Origin of the sequence: Paraburkholderia sp. 40 (assembly GCF_050434105.1) — a bacterium.
Lineage (GTDB): Bacteria > Pseudomonadota > Gammaproteobacteria > Burkholderiales > Burkholderiaceae > Paraburkholderia > Paraburkholderia tuberum.
On the sequence record NZ_JBNPVY010000002.1, the window covers coordinates 2692827 to 2713241 of the forward strand.

General features: G+C 64.0%; 17 protein-coding genes and 2 pseudogenes. 12 read left to right on the forward strand and 7 right to left on the reverse strand.

From position 1 onward, the window contains the following. Positions 1-98: 98 nt before the first annotated feature. A pseudogene (locus OKW28_RS13780) lies at positions 99-641 on the forward strand (dihydrodipicolinate synthase family protein); the annotation flags it as partial. Here OKW28_RS13780 and OKW28_RS13785 read toward each other — a convergent pair. Then, positions 634-2718, reverse strand: coding sequence for a putative bifunctional diguanylate cyclase/phosphodiesterase (locus tag OKW28_RS13785; RefSeq protein WP_429446325.1), 2085 nt, complete (start codon positions 2716-2718; stop codon positions 634-636). The pseudogene OKW28_RS13780 and the gene OKW28_RS13785 sit on opposite strands and share 8 nt — an antisense overlap. Before the next feature lie 152 nt (positions 2719-2870). Beyond that, complete coding sequence (locus tag OKW28_RS13790; protein WP_429446327.1) at positions 2871-3326, reverse strand: rhodanese-like domain-containing protein; 456 nt, start codon at positions 3324-3326, stop codon at positions 2871-2873. Between the two features lie 119 nt (positions 3327-3445). On the opposite strand from OKW28_RS13790, the gene ftrA reads away from it, so the two are divergent. After that, entirely contained in the window at positions 3446-4405 is a 960-nt protein-coding gene (gene ftrA / locus OKW28_RS13795; RefSeq protein WP_429446330.1) for a transcriptional regulator FtrA, read from the forward strand. 28 nt (positions 4406-4433) lie between these two features. On the opposite strand, the gene OKW28_RS13800 is transcribed toward ftrA, so the two are convergent. Next, a complete protein-coding gene (locus tag OKW28_RS13800) occupies positions 4434-4982 on the reverse strand; it encodes a hypothetical protein (protein ID WP_429446333.1) in 549 nt (182 codons plus the stop codon). Positions 4983-4997: 15 nt separating this feature from the next. Between OKW28_RS13800 and OKW28_RS13805 the strand changes: the two genes are divergently transcribed. After that, positions 4998-6215 (forward strand): DUF2252 domain-containing protein, encoded by a 1218-nt coding sequence (locus OKW28_RS13805; protein WP_429446336.1) that lies wholly within the window; start codon positions 4998-5000, stop codon positions 6213-6215. 184 nt (positions 6216-6399) lie between these two features. On the opposite strand, the gene OKW28_RS13810 is transcribed toward OKW28_RS13805, so the two are convergent. From OKW28_RS13810 to OKW28_RS13820, 3 genes are all read right to left on the reverse strand, one after another. Then, complete coding sequence (locus OKW28_RS13810) at positions 6400-7875, reverse strand: DASS family sodium-coupled anion symporter (protein ID WP_429446338.1); 1476 nt, start codon at positions 7873-7875, stop codon at positions 6400-6402. A gap of 52 nt (positions 7876-7927) precedes the next feature. After that, positions 7928-8875 carry a lactate/malate family dehydrogenase gene (locus tag OKW28_RS13815; protein WP_187613962.1) on the reverse strand — a complete coding sequence of 316 codons (948 nt, stop codon included), beginning with the start codon at positions 8873-8875 and terminating at the stop codon, positions 7928-7930. A 104-nt stretch (positions 8876-8979) separates the two neighbouring features. Next, on the reverse strand, positions 8980-9363 hold the full coding sequence (locus tag OKW28_RS13820; RefSeq protein ID WP_429446340.1) for a nuclear transport factor 2 family protein: 384 nt from the start codon (positions 9361-9363) through the stop codon (positions 8980-8982). A 379-nt stretch (positions 9364-9742) separates the two neighbouring features. Between OKW28_RS13820 and OKW28_RS13825 the strand changes: the two are divergent. Both OKW28_RS13825 and OKW28_RS13830 read left to right on the forward strand, forming a co-directional pair. Then, positions 9743-9931, forward strand: a pseudogene (locus OKW28_RS13825) (YbiU family protein); the annotation flags it as partial. Positions 9932-10013: 82 nt separating this feature from the next. Further along, positions 10014-10169 carry a hypothetical protein gene (locus OKW28_RS13830; RefSeq protein WP_429446341.1) on the forward strand — a complete coding sequence of 52 codons (156 nt, stop codon included), beginning with the start codon at positions 10014-10016 and terminating at the stop codon, positions 10167-10169. A 275-nt stretch (positions 10170-10444) separates the two neighbouring features. On the opposite strand, the gene OKW28_RS13835 is transcribed toward OKW28_RS13830, so the two are convergent. After that, positions 10445-10831: an ester cyclase gene (locus OKW28_RS13835; RefSeq protein WP_429348248.1), complete on the reverse strand. Its 387-nt coding sequence runs from the start codon at positions 10829-10831 to the stop codon at positions 10445-10447. Positions 10832-11152: 321 nt separating this feature from the next. Here OKW28_RS13835 and OKW28_RS13840 point away from each other — a divergent pair, with 321 nt between their 5' ends. The 7 genes from OKW28_RS13840 to OKW28_RS13870 all read left to right on the forward strand — a co-directional run bounded on the left by OKW28_RS13840 (position 11153) and on the right by OKW28_RS13870 (position 20414). Next, entirely contained in the window at positions 11153-12571 is a 1419-nt protein-coding gene (locus tag OKW28_RS13840; protein ID WP_429446343.1) for a GH1 family beta-glucosidase, read from the forward strand. Positions 12572-12665: 94 nt separating this feature from the next. Continuing rightward, complete coding sequence (locus tag OKW28_RS13845) at positions 12666-13904, forward strand: ABC transporter substrate-binding protein (protein WP_429446345.1); 1239 nt, start codon at positions 12666-12668, stop codon at positions 13902-13904. An 8-nt stretch (positions 13905-13912) separates the two neighbouring features. After that, positions 13913-14869, forward strand: coding sequence for a carbohydrate ABC transporter permease (locus tag OKW28_RS13850; protein ID WP_429446346.1), 957 nt, complete (start codon positions 13913-13915; stop codon positions 14867-14869). Continuing rightward, on the forward strand, positions 14866-15783 hold the full coding sequence (locus tag OKW28_RS13855) for a carbohydrate ABC transporter permease (protein WP_090806412.1): 918 nt from the start codon (positions 14866-14868) through the stop codon (positions 15781-15783). Before OKW28_RS13850 ends, OKW28_RS13855 begins: the two co-directional genes overlap by 4 nt. Before the next feature lie 3 nt (positions 15784-15786). Then, complete coding sequence (locus tag OKW28_RS13860) at positions 15787-16947, forward strand: ABC transporter ATP-binding protein (RefSeq protein WP_429446349.1); 1161 nt, start codon at positions 15787-15789, stop codon at positions 16945-16947. 45 nt (positions 16948-16992) lie between these two features. Continuing rightward, entirely contained in the window at positions 16993-18045 is a 1053-nt protein-coding gene (locus tag OKW28_RS13865; protein WP_429446351.1) for a LacI family DNA-binding transcriptional regulator, read from the forward strand. A gap of 656 nt (positions 18046-18701) precedes the next feature. Continuing rightward, positions 18702-20414, forward strand: a complete 1713-nt coding sequence (locus OKW28_RS13870) for a SulP family inorganic anion transporter (RefSeq protein ID WP_429446353.1) — start codon at positions 18702-18704, stop codon at positions 20412-20414. Position 20415: the final 1 nt, after the last annotated feature.

Genomic DNA, 20415 nt, shown 5'->3' on the forward strand with positions numbered 1-20415 from the left:
CGGCGGGAGTAAGGCAGCAAAGCGCGTTGATGTACGCGGTGCGTATATTAGTTTCCGGCGCGTAGAAGTCAAGCGTTTTCCTCCGCGAGCTGGTTCGTCGGCCCTCGCAGGACGGCATCGTCGCGCATTTCAGCGCGCTCGCGGACGCGAGCGCGCATCCAGTCGTGCTCTACGATATTCCGCAACGCACCGGCGTGCGGCTCGATCTCGACACGCTGCTGACGCTCGCCGTGCATCCGCGAATTCAGGCGATCAAGGATTGCGCCGGTTCGCTCGACACGACGCTCGCGTTGATTCGCGACGGCCGTCTGCAAGTGCTCGCGGGCAATGACCTCGAGCTCTTCTCGACGGTGTGCGTGGGTAGAAGTGGGGCGATCGCGGCGTCGGCGCATTGGCGGCCCGAGCGTTTCGTCGCGCTTTATCGCGCGTTGACGCAGGGGAAGTTCGACGAAGGACGACGCATTTTTCACGCGCTCGTGCCGCAGATCCAGCTCGCGTTCGCGGAACCGAATCCCGCGCCGGTGAAGGCGCTGCTCGCGGCGAGGGGATGGGTGCGCAACGAATTGCGTTTGCCGATGACGCGTGCGAGCGAGGCGTTGACCGAACGGCTAGCGGCGTTGGGGGAGACGCTGCTCAGATAGAGACTCCGCTTGCGGCCATCGTTCTGCCGCGGAGCATTGCGCCGAAGTCGTCGGCGTTGATCGGCTTGCCGAGCAGGTAGCCCTGCACTTCGTCGCACATCATCGAGCACAGCTTGTCGAGCTGCGATTGGGTTTCGACGCCCTCGGCGACCACGTCCATTTCGAGCGAGTGCGCGAGCGCGATGATCGCCGACACGATTGCGCTGCCCGCGGCGCCGTTCGCGTCGAGACCGTTGATGAAGAAGCGATCGATCTTCAGCTGCTTCACCTGGAAGCGCTGCAGATACGCGAGGCTCGAATAGCCGGTGCCGAAGTCGTCGATCGAGATGTCGAAGCCGCTCGCCTGAAACGCGCGGATTACTTCGACGGTGCGCGCGGCATCCTGCATCGCTACGGTCTCGGTGATCTCGAACATGATCTGCTCGCACGCGACGCCCTCGCTCCTGACGATGTCGAGGATCGTCTCGACGAGGTCCGGTTGCAACAGCTGACGCGGCGACAGGTTGATCGCCACCTTCATCGCCGGCAGGCCCTGTTCGATCCAGCCGCGAATGCGCCGGCAGGTTTCACGCACGACCCAGTAGCCGATCTGCACGATCTGCCCGGAGCGCTCGGCGACCGGGATGAATTCGGCCGGCGTCAGCGCGCCCATTTCCGGATCGTGCAGGCGGATCAGCGCCTCGGCGCCCGCGAGCGCGTCGCCGCCGCGCTGAAACTTCGGCTGGAACAGCAGCGAGAAACGATCATTCGCGAAGGCGTCGTGCAGCACTTGCTGGATCCGCAGCGTGCGCGTGGCGGCCTCGTTCATGCTGCGCTCGAAGAAGCGGTAGGTGCCGCGGCCGGCGCGTTTCGCTTCGTACATCGCGGCGTCCGCGTGCTGGAGCAGCGTCTCGACGCTGTCGCCATCGCGCGGATAGAGCGCAATGCCGATGCTCGGCATCACCTGCAGCGGTTGTTCGTCGCTCCACGTGCCCTGGCGCATCCGGTGAAGCACGCCGTCGGCGAGCGCGGCCGCGTCGTCGCCGCACGTAAGGTGTTCCGTGAGCACGACGAACTCGTCGCCGCCGAGCCGCGCGACGGTGTCGCTCGAACGCACGCATTGCTGCAGGCGTTGCGCGAATGCGGACAGCACCGCGTCGCCGGCCGAGTGACCGAGCGAATCGTTGATCGTCTTGAAGCCGTCGAGATCCATGAACAGCACCGCGAACAACGTACGCTGGCGCCGCGCGCCGCTGATCGCGCGTTCGATCCGCTCGGTCAGCGTCGCGCGGTTCGGCAGCCCCGTCAGCGCGTCGAGCGTCGCGAGCCGCACGATCTGGCCGTTCAGCCGCGACACCGCGCCGAGCAGGAAGGTGGTGCGCACGTCGAAGCGCGACAGCATCAGCGTGACGATCAGCACCGCGAACGTGAGCAGGACCACCGAGGTGGCGAGCCATTGCGCATTCATGTCGTTGGCCGCGCCGCAGATCGCGCCCGGCGCGATGTCGGCGGCGGCCATGCCGGTGTAGTGCATGCCGCTGATCGCGACGCCCATCACCAGCGCCGCGGCGAGGCGTTTGCGCGCGATATGGCGCTCGTGTTCGTTGCTGAGCGCGCGCGCCATCCACAGCGCGGCGCTCGACGCACCGATCGCGATCGCGATCGAGGCCGCGAACCATGCCGGCTGGTAGTGGATCGCGGGCGCCATGCGCAGCGCCGCCATCCCGGTGTAATGCATGCCGGCGATAGCGATCCCCATCGCCACGCCGCCCATCAGCAGCCGGACCGGCGTCAGGCGCTGCTGGGTCGTCAGCGAGAGCGCCAGATACGAAGCGCCGATCGCGAGGGCCAGCGAGCAGGCGGTCGTCGCCAGGTCATACCCGAGCGGGATAGGCAGCGAGAACGCGAGCATCGCGACGAAGTGCATCGACCAGATGCCCACACCGAGCGCGAACGCGCCGCCGAGCCGCCATACATGCCGCCGGCGCGTCGAGCCTAGCAGGAAGATGCGGCCCGTCAGATCGAGCGCGGTGTACGACGCGAGGGTCGCGACCGCGAACGAAATCGCGACGAGCCAGAAATTATATGAACTCTGCATATTGGGTCCGCCGGGAGGAGTCCGGCTGGACATCTTATCGGCACTTTTCCAACTTTTGTTCAACTTATTTGCGATTTGCGAACAGGGGGCAAAACGGCCGCGCGGACGGCGGCGGATGCCGCGCTGGAACGCGTATCGGATTGCGAGTCACGCTATGCATCCGAGCGTGGATCGGACGGCGGATCGGCGTCCTCGCGGCTCAGCGGAAAGCCTTCGTCCAGCCAGCCGGTGACGCCGCCCGCCATCAGCTTGACGGGCCGCCCCAGCTGGGCGAGCCGCAGTGCGCCGCGCGCCGCGCCGTTGCAGTGCGGGCCCGCGCAGTAGGTGACGAACAGCGTGTCCGGCGCATAAGCCGCGAGCTTCGACGCGACGATCTTGCCGTGCGGCAGATTCAGCGCGCCCGGCACGTGGCCCTGCGCGAACAGCGCGGGACTGCGCACGTCGAGCAGCACGAAGCCGGGCGCGCCGCTCGCGAGCGCGGCGTGGACGTCGGCGCAATCGGTTTCGAAGCCCAGCGATGCCTGGAAGTGCGCGAGCGCGGCGGCGCTGTCGGCGGCGGGGATCGCGGTGACGGCGTTCGGGACGGTGGTGAGGTTGTCGTGAGTCATGGCAGCAGGGGTGAGTTGATCGGGTGGTGGGGCGCGCGCTTTTCAGGCCCGGTCGATTGTGACGAGCGGCGGGTCGCCCGGTAAGTGGCGTGATCGTCAATCTTCGGTAACATTGCGCCATGCACAATCATCTCGTCGTCGCGCTGGCCTACGACCGGCTCTGCACCTTCGAATTCGGCTGCGTGACCGAACTGTTCGCGCTCGAGCGTCCCGAGCTCGGCGTGCCGTGGTATCGCTTCGCGGTCTGCGCGAGCGAGCCCGGTCCGATCCGCGCGGCGGGCGGCATCACGCTGGCCGCGCCCTACACGCTGAAGCTGCTTGCGAGCGCCGACACGATCGTGATTCCGGGTTGGCGCGATGCCGACGAGGTGCCGCCGGCCGCGCTGCTGTGCAAGCTTCGCGCGGCTTACGAGCGCGGCGCGCGGCTCTGCTCGATCTGCTCGGGCGTGTTCGTGCTCGCGGCGGCCGGCGTGCTCGACGGCAAGACCGTGACGACCCATTGGCGCTACGCGGACAAGTTGCAGCAGCGCTATCCGCAACTGCGTGTGCAGCCCGACGCGCTGTATGTCGATGAAGGGCAGGTGATCACGTCGGCGGGATCGGCGGCCGGGCTCGACATGCTGCTGCATCTGGTGCGGCGCGATCATGGCGGCGCGGTCGCGAATCGCGTCGCGCAACGGCTCGTGGTGCCGCCGCATCGCGAGGGCGGCCAGGCGCAGTTCGTGCCGCGCCCGATGCCGCCCGACGAAAGCGGACGTATCGCGAAGCTGATGGACTGGATGCGCAGCCATGCGGCCGAGCCGCATACGCTGCGCTCGCTCGCCGGGCGCGCGGCGATGAGCCCGCGCACGCTGCAACGGCAGTTCCGCGACGCGACCGGCATGGCGCCTTATGAATGGCTCGTCAGGGAGCGCGTCGCGCTTGCGCGTGAGTTGCTCGAAGCCGCGACGCCGCTGCCGATGGCGCGCGTCGCCGAGCTGGCGGGATTCGGGTCGGAGGAGTCGTTGCGGCGGCATTTTCGCCGGATCGCGTTGACGAGTCCGGCGGCGTATCGGCGCAGGTTCGGTGGGGAGGGGTGAGTGGGGCCGGGCGATGCAATCACCTTGCTCACCGCGGCGGCGACCTGACTAGGCGAGCGAGCGCCGATGGCTGGCTATCGCGTAGCGCGTCCCGCTCATCACGAAGGCGAGTATGGCGACGGAGGTCGCTGGAAAAAGCCCAGTCCAGCAGATCGTAAGCACAATCGACGCCGCAGGTTGCTTTGAGCCACGTCCAGAGCGGATGCGACGCATTGATGACATTGGACATGTATTCGAACCACCATGGGCGTTCGTCAGCAACAGGAGCGCGGTCGCGTTGAACGCCGGTCGAGCGCGCCCACTGGCGATACCCGTAGGCAAGCAGCCCACCGATCGCCACTGCCGCGACAAGCAACGACAGCCCGAATGCCAGGTCGAGCCGTTCGTCGAGCGTGCTGGCGCTGGCGTTTGCGCTGATCGCCGACATCGACAGCCCGCGTGGCGGCATGATCCATGTGCGCCCGTTCAATCTGCAGGCGCTGGTCACGTCACTGCATCCGGGTTGAACGCGCATTGAATTCGCGGCACGCTCCGAGGTCACAGCAGCAGGCATGGAGCTCACGTCGAGCTTGCCCATTCAACGGAACCCGCTATGTCCGATATCGCAAAGATCATCGCCAACTTCAACGCCGGGCGGGACCCCGAACGACTCGCGATGAAATACAAAGCCATGCGCGGCTCGCCGTTCGTGTTTCTGCGCGGCACCTGCCATTTGTTCTATGCGCGTCTGCCGCGCGCGAACGTACTCGACGACGCGCCGCACGTGTGGATCTGCGGCGACATGCACCTCGAAAATTTCGGCAGCTACAAGGGCGACAATCGCCTCGTCTACTTCGACAACAACGACTTCGACGAAGCCTGTCTCGCGCCGGTTCCCTACGAGCTCGTGCGTCTGTTGACGAGCGTGCTGGTCGGCGCGGCCAACCTGAAGCTGAGCCGCGCTGAAGCGCTCGCGCTGTGCCACACCGCGCTCGATGCCTACGGCGCCGCGCTCGCGTACGGCAAGTCGCGCTGGATCGAAGCGGAGACCGCGACCGGCATGGTGCGCGATCTGTTCGTCGCGCTCGCAAGCCGCACGCGTGCCGTGCATCTGGACCGGCGCACGGTGCTCAAGGGCAAAACGCGCATGCTGAAGGTCGACGGCAAGAAAGCGCTGCCCGTCAGCGATGAACGGCGTGCCGCGGTCGCGCAGTTCATGCAGCAGTTCGCGGTGACGGAGCCGAATCCCGAGTTCTACCGCACGCTCGATGTCGCGCGCCGCATTGCGGGGACGGGCAGCCTCGGTGTCGATCGCTATGTGATTCTGGTCGAGGGCAAGGGCTCGCCCGATGGCAACTACCTGATCGATTTGAAAGAGGCGCTGCCGTCATCAGTGAGTGCGCACGTGACGGCGACGCAGCCGAAGTGGCAGACCGAGGCGCAGCGTGTCGTCGAAGTGCAGCGGCGCAATCAGGCGGTCTCGCAGGCCTTTTTGCACGCGGTGGAATTCAACCAGCGCTCCTATGTGCTGCGGAGTTTGCAGCCATCGGAAGATCGCGTCGTGCTTGCCGGCTGGGACGGCAAGCTGCCGCGACTCGAGGCAGTGATCAACAGCATGGCCGAGTTGAGCGCGTGGGCGCATCTGCGCAGCGGAGGGCGGCAGAAGTCGGCGATCGCAGACGATTTGATCGCGTTTGGCAGTCGGCGCGATTGGCAACTGCCGTTGATCGATCTTGCGACGCAGTGTGAGGCGCAGGTCGCGGCTGACTGGAAGGCTTATTGCGAAGCTTATGATCGGGGAACCTTCGAGACTGGCGGCACGGGCAACTGAAGCGTTGCGTTGAAGGGCCGGCGCGGGCGTCAGGGCTGCGGACGGCGTCGCGGTGATCGGCGGCGATCGATGACCACCGGGGAAGTTGCGCGGTTCATGACCGCTCGCGATTGACGAAGCGGGAAGCGGAGCAGGGTCACGTGTGCGCGGGCCGTACGAGCCGCGCGGCGAAAGTCGCGTTGTCTCATACGTGCCCCAGCACCTTCCACCAAAGCGGCCCAACGACCAGCCAGGCCACCATGTAAAACAGGCTCATCAAAAATCCCGCCTTCCACCATTCGCCCTGGGTCACGTAGCCCGCGCCGAACATGACGGGACCGGAGCCGATGCCATATTGCGTCAGGCAGCCATTCACATTGCTCAGAATCCCGAGCGAGACTGCGGCGACGAAGGGCGGGACGCCGGCGGCGACCATCAGTGCCATGGAGAGCGGAAACAGCGCGCTGATATGCGCGGTGGCGCTGGCGAAAAAGTAGTGAATGTAAACGTAGATCGCCGCCACCATCATATAGACCGCCAGCATCGGAAAGCCCGCGAGATGCGCGCCGAATTCCTTGCCGAACCAGCTCACCATGCCATATTCGTTGAGCTTGGAGGCCAGCATGATGAGCAGGCCGATCCAGATCATCGTGTCCCAGGCGGACTTCTCGTTCAGCGCGTCCTGCCAGGTCAGCACGCCGCTGATGAACAGCAACGAAACGCCGATCGCCGCCGCGAGCGTCGCGCCGACGCCGAGATCGTCGCCGAACACCCACAGCACCAGCAAGCCGACGAAGATGCACGCCATGATGATTTCTTTGACCGAGACGGGCCCCATCGTTGTGAGCTCTCGTTGCGCGAGGTCGGTGGCATCGGGGGTGCGTCTGACCTGCGGCGGGGCGATCCACAGCATGGCGATCGGAATGACTGCGAGGCAGAGCAGACCGGGGATCGACGCCGCCACCGCCCAGTCGAGCCAGCTGATCGACACGCCCTGGTCCGCGGCCAGCCTGACCGCCAGCGGATTGCCCGCCATTGCCGTGATGAACATGCCCGCCGTGATGATGTTCGCGTGGAAGGCGCAGAGAATCAGGTAGCGTCCCACCTTCGCGCGTGATTCCGGATCGGCGTGACTGCCCAGCACTTCGGAAATGGCTCGCGTGATCGGCAACATCACGCCGCCCGCGCGCGCGGTGATGCTCGGCATCGCGGGGGAGATCACGAGTTCGGTCAACACGAGCCCGTAGCCGAGCCCGGTCGTTCGCTTTCCCAGCAATCGCATGAACAGAAGCGCGATCCGGCGGCCAAGGCCGGTCTTGATCACGCCGCGTGAAATGAAAAACGCGAGCATGACGAGCCATACGAGGTCGGTGCCGGTGGATTTGGTGACGTCGGCAAACGACAGAACGCCGACGAGCACGCCAATGGTCGAGCCGATGATGGCAACCACCGACATCGGGAGCGGGGCGGTCATGATGCCGGCAATGGTCGCGACGAACACGGCGAACATATGCCACGCCTTCGGCTCGAGCCCGGCGGGCGCGGGCAGAAACCACAGCACGACGCCGACCGCGATCGGTACCAGATATTTCCAGACGCCGGCCGGCAGTCCGACCGACGGCTTCGGCGTGGCGGGAGGCGAACTGGTGGGCCGTGAAACCTTGGCAGGTGTAGGAGCCATGAATGACCTCGTGCCGGCGTGGTTGGGTATTTTCGGAGTGCGCGGGAAGGCGTCACCGCTCGTGGAGCACGCTTTCCGTCGCGTCCTTGACGATGCGCGCGCTACCTAGCAAGGTCTCGCGCTCGATAGGGTCGAGTTCCGGATAGGCGATCAACCGCGCGCCCGCGCCATTGACGACCATTGGCAGCGACACGCACACGTCCGGTACGCCTTCCACTTCGGGCTGGACGATGCCAACCGTGAGAATCAGATCGGTGTCGTGCACGATGGCCTCGCAGATCCTTCCTATCGCGCTGGCGATGCCGTAATGGGTGGCGCCTTTGCCTTCCTTGATGAGCTTCGCCGCCTCGTGGACGGAGCGCAGGATCAGATCCCTGCTGGCGGGGCCCAGCTCCTTACCGTTCCGCGTCAGGAAGGTTTCGAGGGGCATGCCGCAGACCGTTGCGGCGGACCACTGGATCACGGCCGATTCGCCGTGCTCGCCGAGCACATAGGCGTGAATCGCGGAGGCCACCACGCCGAGCCGCTCGGACAGCAGGGAGCGCAGCCGCCCGGTATCGAGCGAGGTTCCCGTGCTGATGACGCGCTCGCGCTCGCAACGCAGTTGGTCGTAAACGGCGCCGGTCAGCACGTCGCATGGGTTGGTCGCGATCAGATAGATGGCGTCGGGCGCGAGCGGCGCGATCCGCCCGACGATTTCGGTCGCGATGTCCGCATTGGTTCTGGCAAGGTGCAGGCGAGTCTCGCCGGGTTTGACGCCGGCGCCGGCCGTGATCACGACGATGTCGGCGTCACGCGCGTCTTCGTAGTCCCCTGCGCGAAAACGGCTGTGCCCCCAGAATGCCGCGGCGTGGGCGAGATCGAGAACCTGTCCCTCAGCGCGCACCCGCGCGACATCGATGATGACGACTTTCGCGCTCGGAATGGCCAACGCCACGAACAGCGCTGCCGATCCCCCGACCAGCCCCGCGCCGACGATAACGATCTTGGCCTGCCGCATAGCGAACCTCGTCAAGTTCGGGCTTCAGCCCCCTCGGGGCATAGTCGCATGCGCGCGTTTGTCATCAATCGGACCTTGGTCTTACACGGCCGCGGCGCGTTTTTTCACGCGCTCCGCTCAACCCATTGACTCCGCCAATCCGGTGCCTCGAACGGATCAGCAAAATACTGCGTCTCGTGGACGACCTTGCCTTCGCGGAACTCCATCACGCTGACCGTGTAAGCGATGCGCCCCCGATAGTTGATCGTGTACTCGGTGATCCACAGATTGCCCTCGCCTTGAATGCGCCTGATTGCGAATCCCGATGGCTTGCCGGGATGATGGCCGCGCAGCGCCTGCAAATTGGTTCGTCCATGAATTCGCTCGCCCGATTGGGGATAGTCGCAGAGCGCATCGTCGGCGTAGATAGCGTGTTCGGCGTCGAGATCGCCGTCCGCCGACGCTCGCCAGTGTGCGTTCAAGGCTGCACGTATCGCTTCTTCGTTCATGGAGCGCCTCCAGAGCCGGGTGTTGCAGTCGACCAGCCGCGCGTGGCCGTCGCGTTGAAATTTCGCCGCCAGCGCATAGTCTGCGCCATAAAATCTCTGGCCCAACCGTTGCTGGAAGTACTCTCCCAGACGTGCAAAAAATGTCTGGCGCCTGCAGGGATTGCTCGCCGAGCAGTCCGGTCATTCGGACTGCCGGCCTGCGCGCGAGGGCCGGGACATCCGTTTGCCGTCTCCTATGTTCCGGAGTCTCCGAAGAGAAGGCGCGCGCTCGGTAAGCATTGGCGACATCTGTTGCTCCGCCCGCCGCGCGTCCGCGAACTGCTGCCTGAATTCAACCGGCGTCATGTCCTTGGCGGCTTTGAATTGCCGGTTGAAATTCATGTATATCGCTTCGCTGCCGAGCTGCGCGAAGAACGATGCGTATCTGAAGCGGCAACTGCCGGGCTTTCTCGAAGGCAGGAGCCCGCCGGATTTTCCGGCCGATCATTTCGAAGTCGATTTCGTCGGCCGCGCGACGCCAGACGATCTCACCGAGCTTGGCCGTGCGCAAATGGGCTTCGACTTGTGACCGGAAAGGGCATCGCCGCGTCTGGATCGGGAGCAGAACTTGCTGCCGCTTCAGCATGGCAACGACCTAGGGAGGACCGGCCATGGCAACCATACCGAACAAGGACGAAAACCCGATTCGCCCGGATCAGTCCGACGTCGTGCAGACGGATCTGCCCGACGTCGGTCCATCGCAGGACCCGGATGAGCCGCCACTCGATCCCGACATCGACCCCGATCGCGAGGACGACAAGCCATAGATGAGCGCGTTCGCCCGATAAAAAGAATCGAAGTGAAATGCGGGCGTTTCTGATAACCGCGGCATTTCCCCACATGGCGGAATTGCCGCGCGAGTCCGGTTTTGCCATGAGTGCCGCGCATAGCGAATTCAACGGAGACGGAGGTTTGCCGGAGCGATGCGCTCCGTGACAGCCTCGCTGAGGGGGCGTCTCCGCGCGCACAAAAAGATGCACGCGAGCGACACGCGCCAGGGCTGCCAAAGAGAAACGTTTGAGCGCGGCGTGTCCTTGAGCCGCTACAACTGACTCTCGATCGCGGCTTTATCGATGACCGACCAGACTTGCTGGATCTTGCCGTCACCAAACTCGTAGAAGACGTTCTCGGAAAACTCCACCCGTTTTCCTTGCACGGGAAGCCCAAGTAACATGCCGATGGGTGTGCAGTCAAAATGCAATCGGCTTGCGATATGTGGCGGCTCGCAAACCAGCATCTGAATCTCGAAGTGCAGGTCCGGAATTTCGCGGAAGTCTCTTTCCAGCATCTCGCGATAGCCCGACAAACCGATTCGTTGGCCGTTGTACTTCACGTCTTCGCCAACGAAGTCTCGCAGCTTTGACCAGTCCTGCGTGTTCAGGCAGGCGATATAGCCGCGGTAGAGTTCCGACAGATTGAATTCGCTCATCGCAATCGTCTTCCATGCCTCAGTGGATAAGCCGATTGTCGGCGATCCGAGACTTTGCGTTGCATGGCTGCCAGGGATTTTCGTCGGAAGCTGCAACTGTCCGTTGCAGTCGGACAACCCTCGATGCGCGCCGCATCACCCTCGCACGCATGCCAGAAACCCCTCCAGACAAACCCGGATTGCTGCGCCGATTTCCCCGCTGCTATCGTTCGCTGGACAGTGTGGAAGCGCTTCCACTTAAGCGTTGACAGTAAGTCCAAACGCCAGTGCCTCGAGTTCCACCACACCCGGTTCAACGACCTCATTGGCAGGAGAGAATCCGTGGTAAACGACGCATCCGCAATCATCGACGCCGCCCGTCCAACCGCTCACGGCGAACCGCATTCCGATCCATTCACACCGCCCGCCGATTCGTCGCTGTGGCGCCAGGATTTCCTGCTCGGCGCGGCCACCGCGTCGTATCAGATCGAAGGCGCGGTCAACGAAGACGGCCGCCTGCCGTCGATCTGGGACACGTTCTCGGCCACACCGGGCAAGGTGTTGGCCGGCGACACCGGCGCCGTCGCGTGCGATCACTATCATCGCTGGGAACAGGACGTCGACCTGCTCGCGGGCCTCGGCCTCGAAGCGTACCGGCTGTCGACCGCATGGCCGCGTGTGATGGACGAAAACGGCACGCCGAACCGCAAGGGGCTAGACTTCTACAAGCGCCTGCTCGGACGGCTCAAAGAGAAGAACATCACGACTTTCGTCACGCTGTATCACTGGGATCTGCCTCAGCATCTCGAGGATCGCGGCGGCTGGCTCAATCGCGAAACCGCGTACCGTTTCGTCGATTACGCGGATCTGATGAGCCGCGAACTGCACGGCCTCGTCGATGCGTGGGCGACGCTCAACGAGCCGTGGTGTTCGGCGTACCTCGGCTACGGCAACGGCCATCACGCGCCGGGACTCTCGAACCTGCGTTTCGCCGCGCAGGCCATGCATCATCTGCTGCTCGCGCACGGTCTCGCGATTCCGGTGCTGCGCGCGAACGACCCGCGCTCGCACAAGGGCATCGTCGCGAACGTCGGGCGCGGCACGCCGAATAGCGACAACGCCGCCGACCGTCGCGCGGCCGAGCTGTTCGAAGTTCAGCACAACGCGTGGATTCTCGATCCGCTGTTCAAGGGCGAGTATCCGCAAGACCTGTTCGAGTTGTGGCCGGGCAGCGAGCCGCTCGTGCTCGAAGGCGACATGCAGACGATCAATACGCCGCTCGATTTTCTCGGCATCAACTATTATTTCCGCACCAACGTGGCGAGCGATGGTGGGCACGGTTTCAAGGAGGTGCCGCTCGAGGGTGTCGAGCGCACGCAGATGGGCTGGGAGGTTTACCCTGACGGTCTTCGCGATCTGTTGACCGGTTTCAGGGATACCTATGCCAATCTGCCGCCGATCTACATCACCGAGAACGGCATGGCATCGGACGACAAGGTGATCGACGGCCGCGTCGAGGACACGCAGCGCATCTCGTTCCTGAAGCGCCATCTCGCCGCGGTCGATCAGGCGATCAAGGCGGGCGTCCACGTGCGCGGCTATTTCCTGTGGTCGCTGATGGACAACTTCGAGTGGGCTTTCGGCTATGAGCGGCGCTTCGGCATCGTGCACGTCGACTACGAAACGCAGAAGCGTACGGTCAAGCGCAGCGCGGAGCTGGTGTCGAAATTCCTCGAAGATCGCAACGCGCAAGCGCAATAAACACAATTAAAACGACGCAGCAACGATGTAAAGCCGGGTGGAGCCGGAAGGTATTTCGACTTGACACACGGGCACTGAGCCTGGAGGAGACGGAATGAACAGCAACAGAATGGTCTTGCGAGGCGTAGTTGCGGCACTGGCGCTGTATGGCGTCGTCGCGCATGCGGAACCGCTCAAGGCCAACGTGATTCACTGGTGGACCTCGGGCGGCGAGTCGGCCGCGATTCGACAGTTTGCCGTCGCGTACGACAAGGCCGGCGGCCAATGGGTCGACAACGCAGTCGCCGGCGGAGATCAGGCGCGTGCCACCGCGATCAACCGGATCGTCGGCGGCGATCCACCCACCGCCGCCCAGTTCAATACGTCGAAGCAGTTTCACGATCTGATCGACCAGGGACTCCTGAATAACGTCGACGACGTCGCCGCGAAAGAAAACTGGAACGGCATTTTCCCGCAGTCGATTCTCGACAGTATCCGCGTGAAGGGCCATTTCTACGCGGCGCCGGTCGACATTCATATGCCCGCGTGGTTCTTCTACTCGAAGCCGGTGTTCCAGAAAGCGGGCATCGCGAGCGAGCCCAAAAGCTACGACGAATTCATCGCCGATCTCGGCAAGCTGAAGAGCGCGGGCGTGATTCCGCTCGCGTTCGGCGGCCAACCGTGGCAGGAGAAGATCACGTTCGACGCGGTGCTCGCCGATGTGGGCGGCCCGGACCTGTATATGAAGGTCTATCGCGATCACGATCAGAACGCGGTGAACTCCGATGCGTTCAAGAAGGTGCTCGTGTCGTTCAAGCGGCTGCACGATTTCGTCGATCCGGGCTCGCCTGGCCGCAACTGGAACGACGCGACCGCGCTCGTGACTTCGGGCAAGGCCGGCGTGCAGATCATGGGCGACTGGGCGAAGGGCGAGTTCATCGCGGCGAATCAAACGGCGGGCAAGGACTTCGGCTGCTTCCCGGGCTTCGGTCCGCGTTCGCCGTATCTGGTCGCGGGCGACGTCTTCGTGTTCCCGAAGACCGACAGCGCGTCGGCGATCAAGGCGCAGAATCTGCTCGCCACGGTGATGACCTCGCCGTCCGCGCAGGTCGCGTTCAGCGCGAAGAAGGGCTCGATTCCGATCCGGTCTGACGTCGACGAAAGCAGCCTCGACGTCTGCGCCAAGGAGGGCATCGCGATCATGAAGGACAAGTCGCGCCAGTTGCCGAATCCGGAAATGCTGCTGTCGCCCGATACGCAGGGTGCGCTGACTGACGTCGTGACGAACTTCTGGAACAAGAACGAGTCCGTCGACGACGCGCAGAAAGCGTTCGCCAGCGCGTTGAAGGGCTAGGCCTCGCCATGCACGCGCTCAAGCTGCCAGCCGAGGGTTCGAAACCACAGGGTAAGTCGCACCCCAAACCGCGAAACAAGCCGCTGAACCGGCGGTTTTCGATCGCGGTCTGGCTGGCCTTGCTGCCGATGCTCCTGACCGTCGTGTTCACGTACCTGGGCACGATGGTCTGGACCGCGCGCGTGTCGCTCAGCAATTCGCACACGTTTCCGTCGAACGACTTCGTGGGCTTCACGCAGTACGTGCGGCTCTTTCACAACGACCGCTGGTTGACGTCGCTGCAGAACATCGTGATCTATGGCGCGTGTTTCATCATCGCGTGCATGGTGATCGGCTTGCTGCTGGCGATCTTTATCGATCAGCGAGTGGTCGCGGAAGGCGCGTTGCGCACGGTGTTTCTGTATCCGTACGCGATGTCGTTCGTCGCGACCGGGCTCGTGTGGCAATGGATCCTGAATCCCGCGCTCGGTGCGCAGCAGGTGCTGCGCAATCTCGGCTTCGCGCATGCGCGCTTCGACTGGATCGTCGATCAGGACTGGGTCATCTACACGATCGTGTTCGCGACCGTGTGGCAAGCTTCGGGCCTCGTGATGGCGCTGTTGCTCGCGGGCCTGCGCGGCATCGACGAAGAGTTGTGGAAAGCCGCGCGCATCGACGGCATTCCACGCTGGCGCGTGTACGCGAGCATCGTGGTGCCGATGCTCGGACCGTCGATCTCGACCGCGTTCGTGCTGCTGTTCGTGATGGTCGTGAAGCTGTACGACGCGGTCGTCGCGATGACGCAGGGCGGCCCCGGCACTGCGAGCGAAGTACCGGCCAAATTCATCATGGACTATCTGTTCGGGCGCGCGAACATCGGCCTTGCGTCGGCTGCATCGATCGTGCTGCTGGCGACGGTGCTGGCGGTTCTCGCACCGTTCTTCTATGCACGCAGCCGTGCGGCGCTGCGCGGGGAGAGAGGATGAACACGCTCGATTCCACGCTCAAAGGCGGCATGCCGCATCGCGCGCGCACGCGGCCCCGCCGCTCGGCGTTCTCGCCGGCGCGGCTCGGCATCTACGCGTTTTTGCTCACCGCGGCGGTGTTCTTTCTGCTGCCGCTCTACGTGATGCTGGTCACGTCGGTCAAACCGATGAGCGAGATCCGCCTCGGCAATCTGCTCGGCTTGCCGATGCATTTCACGCTCGACGCGTGGAGCGCCGCATGGCAGTCGGCCTGCACCGGGCTCGATTGCAACGGCATTCGCGTCGGCTTCTGGAACTCGGTGCGTATCGTCGTGCCAAGCACGGTGCTGTCGATCATGGTCGGCGCGGTGAACGGCTACGCGCTGTCGTTCTGGCGGCCGCGCGGCGCGGGTCTGCTGTTCGGCGTGCTGCTGGTCGGCGCGTTCATTCCAGTGCAGGTAATGATCTATCCGCTCGTGCGCGTGCTCGCGAGCGTGCATCTGTTCAGCTCGCTGCCGGGCATCGTGCTGATCCATACGATGTTCGGCATGCCGGTGATGACGCTGCTGTTCCGCAACTACTACGCGTCGATTCCGCAGGAGCTGTTCAAGGCCGCGCGCATCGACGGCGGCAGCTTCTGGCGCATCTTCTTTCAACTGATGCTGCCGATGTCGACGCCGATCATCGTCGTCGCGCTGATCATGCAGGTCACGAACATCTGGAACGACTTCATTCTGGGCCTTGTGTTCGCTGGCACGAAGAATCTACCGATGACGGTGCAGTTGAACAACATCATTAACACGACGACCGGCGAGCGGCTCTACAACGTCAATATGGCGGCGACCATCCTGACGTCGCTGGTGCCGCTCGCGGTTTATTTCATTTCGGGCCGCTGGTTCGTGCGCGGCATCGCGTCGGGCGCCGTCAAGGGGTAGGGCATGGCAAACATGGCTAATACGATCGATGCAGCCGGCGTGCCGGGTGCAAGCGCTGACGCTGACTCCGACGCCGCGGCGCTCACGCATCCCGCCAATGTGGCGGTCCGCAATCTGACGATTCGCCTCGGTTCGAACACGGTGATCGAGAACCTCGATCTCGACGTGCTCGCCGGCGAGTTCGTCGTGCTGCTGGGACCGTCGGGTTGCGGCAAGTCCACGCTGCTGCACAGCATCGCGGGATTGATCGATGTCAGCGACGGCAGCATCGAGATCGCCGGCGAAGACATGACGTGGGCCGATCCGAAGGATCGCCGCATCGCGCTGGTGTTCCAGTCGTACGCGCTGTATCCGACCATGAGCGTCGAGCGCAACCTGTCGTTCGCGCTGCGCATCAACGGCACGCCGAAGGCGGAAATCGCGCGGCGCGTCGCCCGCGCGTCGGAGATGCTGCAACTGGGGCCGCTGCTCAAGCGCAGGCCGTCGCAGTTGTCGGGCGGACAGCGGCAGCGCGTCGCGATCGGCCGCGCGATCGTGCGCGAGGCCGACGTGTTCCTGTTCGACGAACCGCTGTCGAACCTCGACGCGAAGCTGCGCACCGAACTGCGCCGCGAACTGAAGCAGCTGCATCACAGCCTGGGCGCGACGATGATCTACGTGACGCACGACCAGGTCGAGGCGATGACGCTCGCGACGCGCATGGCCGTGATGCGCGGCGGCGTGATCCAGCAGTTCGGCACGCCGGCCGAGGTCTATGCGCGGCCGAACAATCTGTTCGTGGCGACCTTCCTCGGCTCGCCGGCGATGAATCTGCTGAAGGGCACGCTCGAGACGCGCGACGGCGCGCTCCGCTTCTGCTCCGGGCATGCACAAATCGATGTGTCGGCGTACGAGTTCAGGCAGGCGCCCGCGCACGGTGAGCCCTGCGTACTCGGCGTGCGCGCCGAAGACGTGCATATCACAAAAGGCGCCAGCGAGCGCGCGAAAGTTTCGCTGATGGAGCCGATGGGCAACCACCGCGTGATCTGGCTCGACTATCATGGCGAACAGATCGCGTCGATCGATCAGACCAAAGCGCCGATTGCGGAGGATGACACCGTGGCGTTCTCGTTCGACGCCGCGCATGTCTCGCTATTCGACGAAGCGAGCGGCGCGCGCTTATAACGCCGCGGCGCGTCACGCGCGAAGCGGCTCGTCGAGACAGGCTTGATGGAGAACCGCGTGGCAACACTCAAGGACGTCGCGGAACTGGCCGGCGTGGGCATGTCGACCGCCTCACGAGCCATTTCCGGCAAGGGACCGATTTCCGCCGATGCCGCGGCGCGCGTGAAGGCGGCGATCGAGGCGCTGAATTTCCGCCCGTCGTCGATCGGCCGGGCGATGGCGACGCAGCAGCTCGGCATCATCGGCATCTTCGTGCCGACTTTTTTCGGTTCCTACTACGGCACCATTCTGAAGCAGACCGACACCGAACTGCGCGCGGTGGGGCGCCATGTCGTGGTCGCGACCGGTTGCGGCGAGGTGTCGCCGCGCGAGCAGGCGATCGAGGCAGTGCGCTTTTTGATTGGCCGCGATTGCGATGGCGTGGTCGTGATCAGCCACGATCTGCACGACGAAGACCTGATCATGCTGCATGGCATGCATCCGAAGATGGTGTTCCTGAATCGCGCGTTCGAGCAGTTGCCCGAAGCGTCGTTCAGCGCGGATCATCGGCGCGGCGGCGAACTCGCGGCGCGCACGCTGCTCGATCACGGGCATCGCGACATCGCGGTGATTTCCGGGCCCGCTACCGCGTCGGACAACGTGATGCGGATCGACGGCTTTTTCGCCGAGCTCGCGCGAGCCGGCATTGCGCGCGACGACGTCACGCTGATCGAATCCGACTTTTCGCCCGAAGGCGGCTACGCGGCCGCGCAGAAGCTGCTCGAGACGCAGCGGCGCGTGACCGGCCTGTTCTGCGCGAACGACACGATGGCGGTCAGCGTGCTCGCGCGCTTTCACCAGGCGGGCATTTCGGTGCCGAACGACATCTCCGTGATCAGCTACGACGACGACTACTCGGCCGCCTACGCGGCGCCCGGGCTCACGTCGGTGCATATTCCAACCGGGGAACTTACGCAAAACGCGGTGCGCTGGCTCATCAACCAGTGTTACGGCACCACCTGGGAGATCTTGCGCGAGTTTCCGCTCAGCGTGACGATGCGCGAATCGGTCGGGCCAGCGCCGATGCCGAAGAAAAATACGCGCGGCGCAAAGCGGTAGAAGGGTTTGCCTAATCGTGGCGGTGTGATGCCTGGCGCGCGGACGCGCGCCGTGACGGCTGTCGTATGCGGGCGGTGTGCAGACCTGCGAACGAAGTAGGGGCGCGGCCGCCAACAATGCGCGGCGGGGGTTTTCCTTGAAATCCAACGGATATTTCCGCGCGGTTTTTCACGTGCGGCATGGCGCGCCTATTCGCGTTTTCACTTACGTATCGACGATCTTTTTAGGCTCCCGCAATCCTTCGCAATAGTGCTTTGCGGTTTTCCTCATTAAACTTACTTCAAATTTCTTTACACTTCCTGGTAACAAGCTGTTACGGGGTGAGTGTGATGTTGGTCATCTTTCTGATCGCCTGTCCGATCTGCATTGCTGCGCTGTTCGGTTTCGCGCGCCATGTGGACCCGCAGACAGGGCAATTCAAACGGTAGATCTTCTTCGCGCGTTTTTTTCGCGGCTGCGCCGTGGAGATTTTCGCTTTGCGATTGACGTCCGTTAGTTTGTTGTGCGCTTGAAAGGAGCAATCGTTTGCGTTCTTTCGGTTTGCTTTCTCGTTTTCGTTTTCGTCAATAGCCCGTTCTCCCTTCCATAAGTCTTGTCTTGGCGTGCCGGTTCGCGGCACGATGCGCGATTACGTTCGTTTTAGGTCAGCATCGCGTATGCAAGACTCTCTGCAAAAAATGGCGGCACGTGCCAGCGTGCTGAAGGGCGTTCTTCCTTTGAGCCGGATTGCGGCGGCGCGCGATGCGCTGGCCGGTGTGCAGCTTGCGTCGATGGATATTCCTCAGGTCCTCGGCTATGCGCGCATTGCCGGCATGCCGGCCGTCACCGGGCTCTACACGGTGTTCCTGCCGCTCGTCGCGTTCGCGTTCTTCGGTGCTTCACGGCATCTGGTCGTCGCCGCCGATTCGGCCACCGCGACGATCTTCGCGAGTCGTCTTTCGACGATGGCGCCCGCGTCGAGCGCCGAGTATGCGGCGCTCGCGGCGATGGTCGCGTTGCTGACTGCCGCGTTGCTGCTCGTCGCGCGCATCTTCAAGCTCGGCTTTCTCGCCGATTTCCTGTCGCGTACGGTGCTGGTCGGCTTTCTTGCGGGCGTCGGCGTGCAGGTCGGCATCGCGATGCTCGCCGACATGCTCGGCGTGCCAGGACATTCGGCGAGCAGCGTGAAACAACTGCTGCTCGTCGTGAGCGACGCCGCGCAAATCAATCGGCCGACACTGGCGATCTCGCTGCTCGTGGTGACCGCGATTCTCGTCTGCAAGCGCTTCTGGCCGCGCCTGCCGGTGTCGTTGGCCGCAGTCGTCGCGGGCATTGCCGCGAGCGATGTATTCGGATTCGCCGCGCACGGCATCTCCATCCTCGGACCGGTGGAGGGCGGATTGCCGCCGCTGCGGATTCCGTCGGTGACGTGGCAGCAGATGCTCGATCTCGTGCCGGTCGCGGCGTCGTGCTTCGTGATGATCGTCGCGCAAAGCGCCGCGGCGAGCCGGGTGTTTGCCGACCGCTATCACGAGCCGGTCGATACCAACGCAGACCTGCTCGGCATCGCCGCCGCCAACGCGGCGGCGGCGTTTTCCGGCGCGTTCGTCGTCAACGGCAGCCCGACGCAGACCGCGATGGCCGATCGCGCCGGCACGCGCAGCCAGTTCGCGCAGCTCGTGTTCGCGGCGGTCGTGGTGGTCGTGCTGCTGTTTTTCAGCCGCTATCTTCAGTATCTGCCGCACTGCATTCTCGCGAGCATCGTGTTTACGATCGCGGTCGGCCTGATCAATCTGCAGTCGCTCTTTTCGATTCGCCGCGAAAGTCCCGGCGAATTCGCGCTGGCTTTGTTCACGGCGGCGGCGGTCGTGCTGATCGGCGTCGAGCACGGCATTCTGGTCGCCGTCGCGTTGTCGTTGCTGCGTCACGTGCGACACAGCTACCGCCCCCACACGATGATGCTCGCGCCCAACGGCGACGGCATGTGGGTGCCGGTGCCGGCGGTGCCCGGCGTGGAGACCGCGCCGGGGTTGATCGTCTATCGTTTCGGCGCCGATCTGTTCTACGCGAACGATCATTTTTTCGTCGACGATACGCGCCGCCTCATCGATCACGCACCGAACGCCGTGCGCTGGTTCGTCGTCGATGCGAGCGCGATTACGGATGTCGATTATTCGGCGGCGCGCTCGGTGGGCGAGTTGTGCTCGGCGCTCAAGCGCAATGGGATCGAGGTGGTCTTTGCGCGGGTGAATCGCTATTTGCGCTCGGATATGGATCGGCATGGAATCACGCCGATCGTCGAGGAGCGCTGTATTTTCGGCACGCTGCATGAGGCGCTGAGCATGGCGGGAGTGGAGAATCCGCATGAGCAGGTTAAGGGGGCGCCATAAC

Coding starts and splice junctions, on each gene's coding strand:
- OKW28_RS13850 (WP_429446346.1), top strand. CDS start 13,913: ATGCACGCGCTCAAGCTGCCAGCCGAGGGTTCGAAACCACAGGGTAAG.
- OKW28_RS13835 (WP_429348248.1), bottom strand. CDS start 10,831: ATGAGCGAATTCAATCTGTCGGAACTCTACCGCGGCTATATCGCCTGC.
- OKW28_RS13805 (WP_429446336.1), top strand. CDS start 4,998: ATGTCCGATATCGCAAAGATCATCGCCAACTTCAACGCCGGGCGGGAC.
- ftrA (WP_429446330.1), top strand. CDS start 3,446: ATGCACAATCATCTCGTCGTCGCGCTGGCCTACGACCGGCTCTGCACC.
- OKW28_RS13855 (WP_090806412.1), top strand. CDS start 14,866: ATGAACACGCTCGATTCCACGCTCAAAGGCGGCATGCCGCATCGCGCG.
- OKW28_RS13810 (WP_429446338.1), bottom strand. CDS start 7,875: ATGGCTCCTACACCTGCCAAGGTTTCACGGCCCACCAGTTCGCCTCCC.
- OKW28_RS13845 (WP_429446345.1), top strand. CDS start 12,666: ATGAACAGCAACAGAATGGTCTTGCGAGGCGTAGTTGCGGCACTGGCG.
- OKW28_RS13800 (WP_429446333.1), bottom strand. CDS start 4,982: ATGGGCAAGCTCGACGTGAGCTCCATGCCTGCTGCTGTGACCTCGGAG.
- OKW28_RS13860 (WP_429446349.1), top strand. CDS start 15,787: ATGGCAAACATGGCTAATACGATCGATGCAGCCGGCGTGCCGGGTGCA.
- OKW28_RS13785 (WP_429446325.1), bottom strand. CDS start 2,718: ATGCAGAGTTCATATAATTTCTGGCTCGTCGCGATTTCGTTCGCGGTC.
- OKW28_RS13865 (WP_429446351.1), top strand. CDS start 16,993: ATGGAGAACCGCGTGGCAACACTCAAGGACGTCGCGGAACTGGCCGGC.
- OKW28_RS13815 (WP_187613962.1), bottom strand. CDS start 8,875: ATGCGGCAGGCCAAGATCGTTATCGTCGGCGCGGGGCTGGTCGGGGGA.
- OKW28_RS13830 (WP_429446341.1), top strand. CDS start 10,014: ATGGCAACCATACCGAACAAGGACGAAAACCCGATTCGCCCGGATCAG.
- OKW28_RS13870 (WP_429446353.1), top strand. CDS start 18,702: ATGCAAGACTCTCTGCAAAAAATGGCGGCACGTGCCAGCGTGCTGAAG.
- OKW28_RS13820 (WP_429446340.1), bottom strand. CDS start 9,363: ATGAACGAAGAAGCGATACGTGCAGCCTTGAACGCACACTGGCGAGCG.
- OKW28_RS13790 (WP_429446327.1), bottom strand. CDS start 3,326: ATGACTCACGACAACCTCACCACCGTCCCGAACGCCGTCACCGCGATC.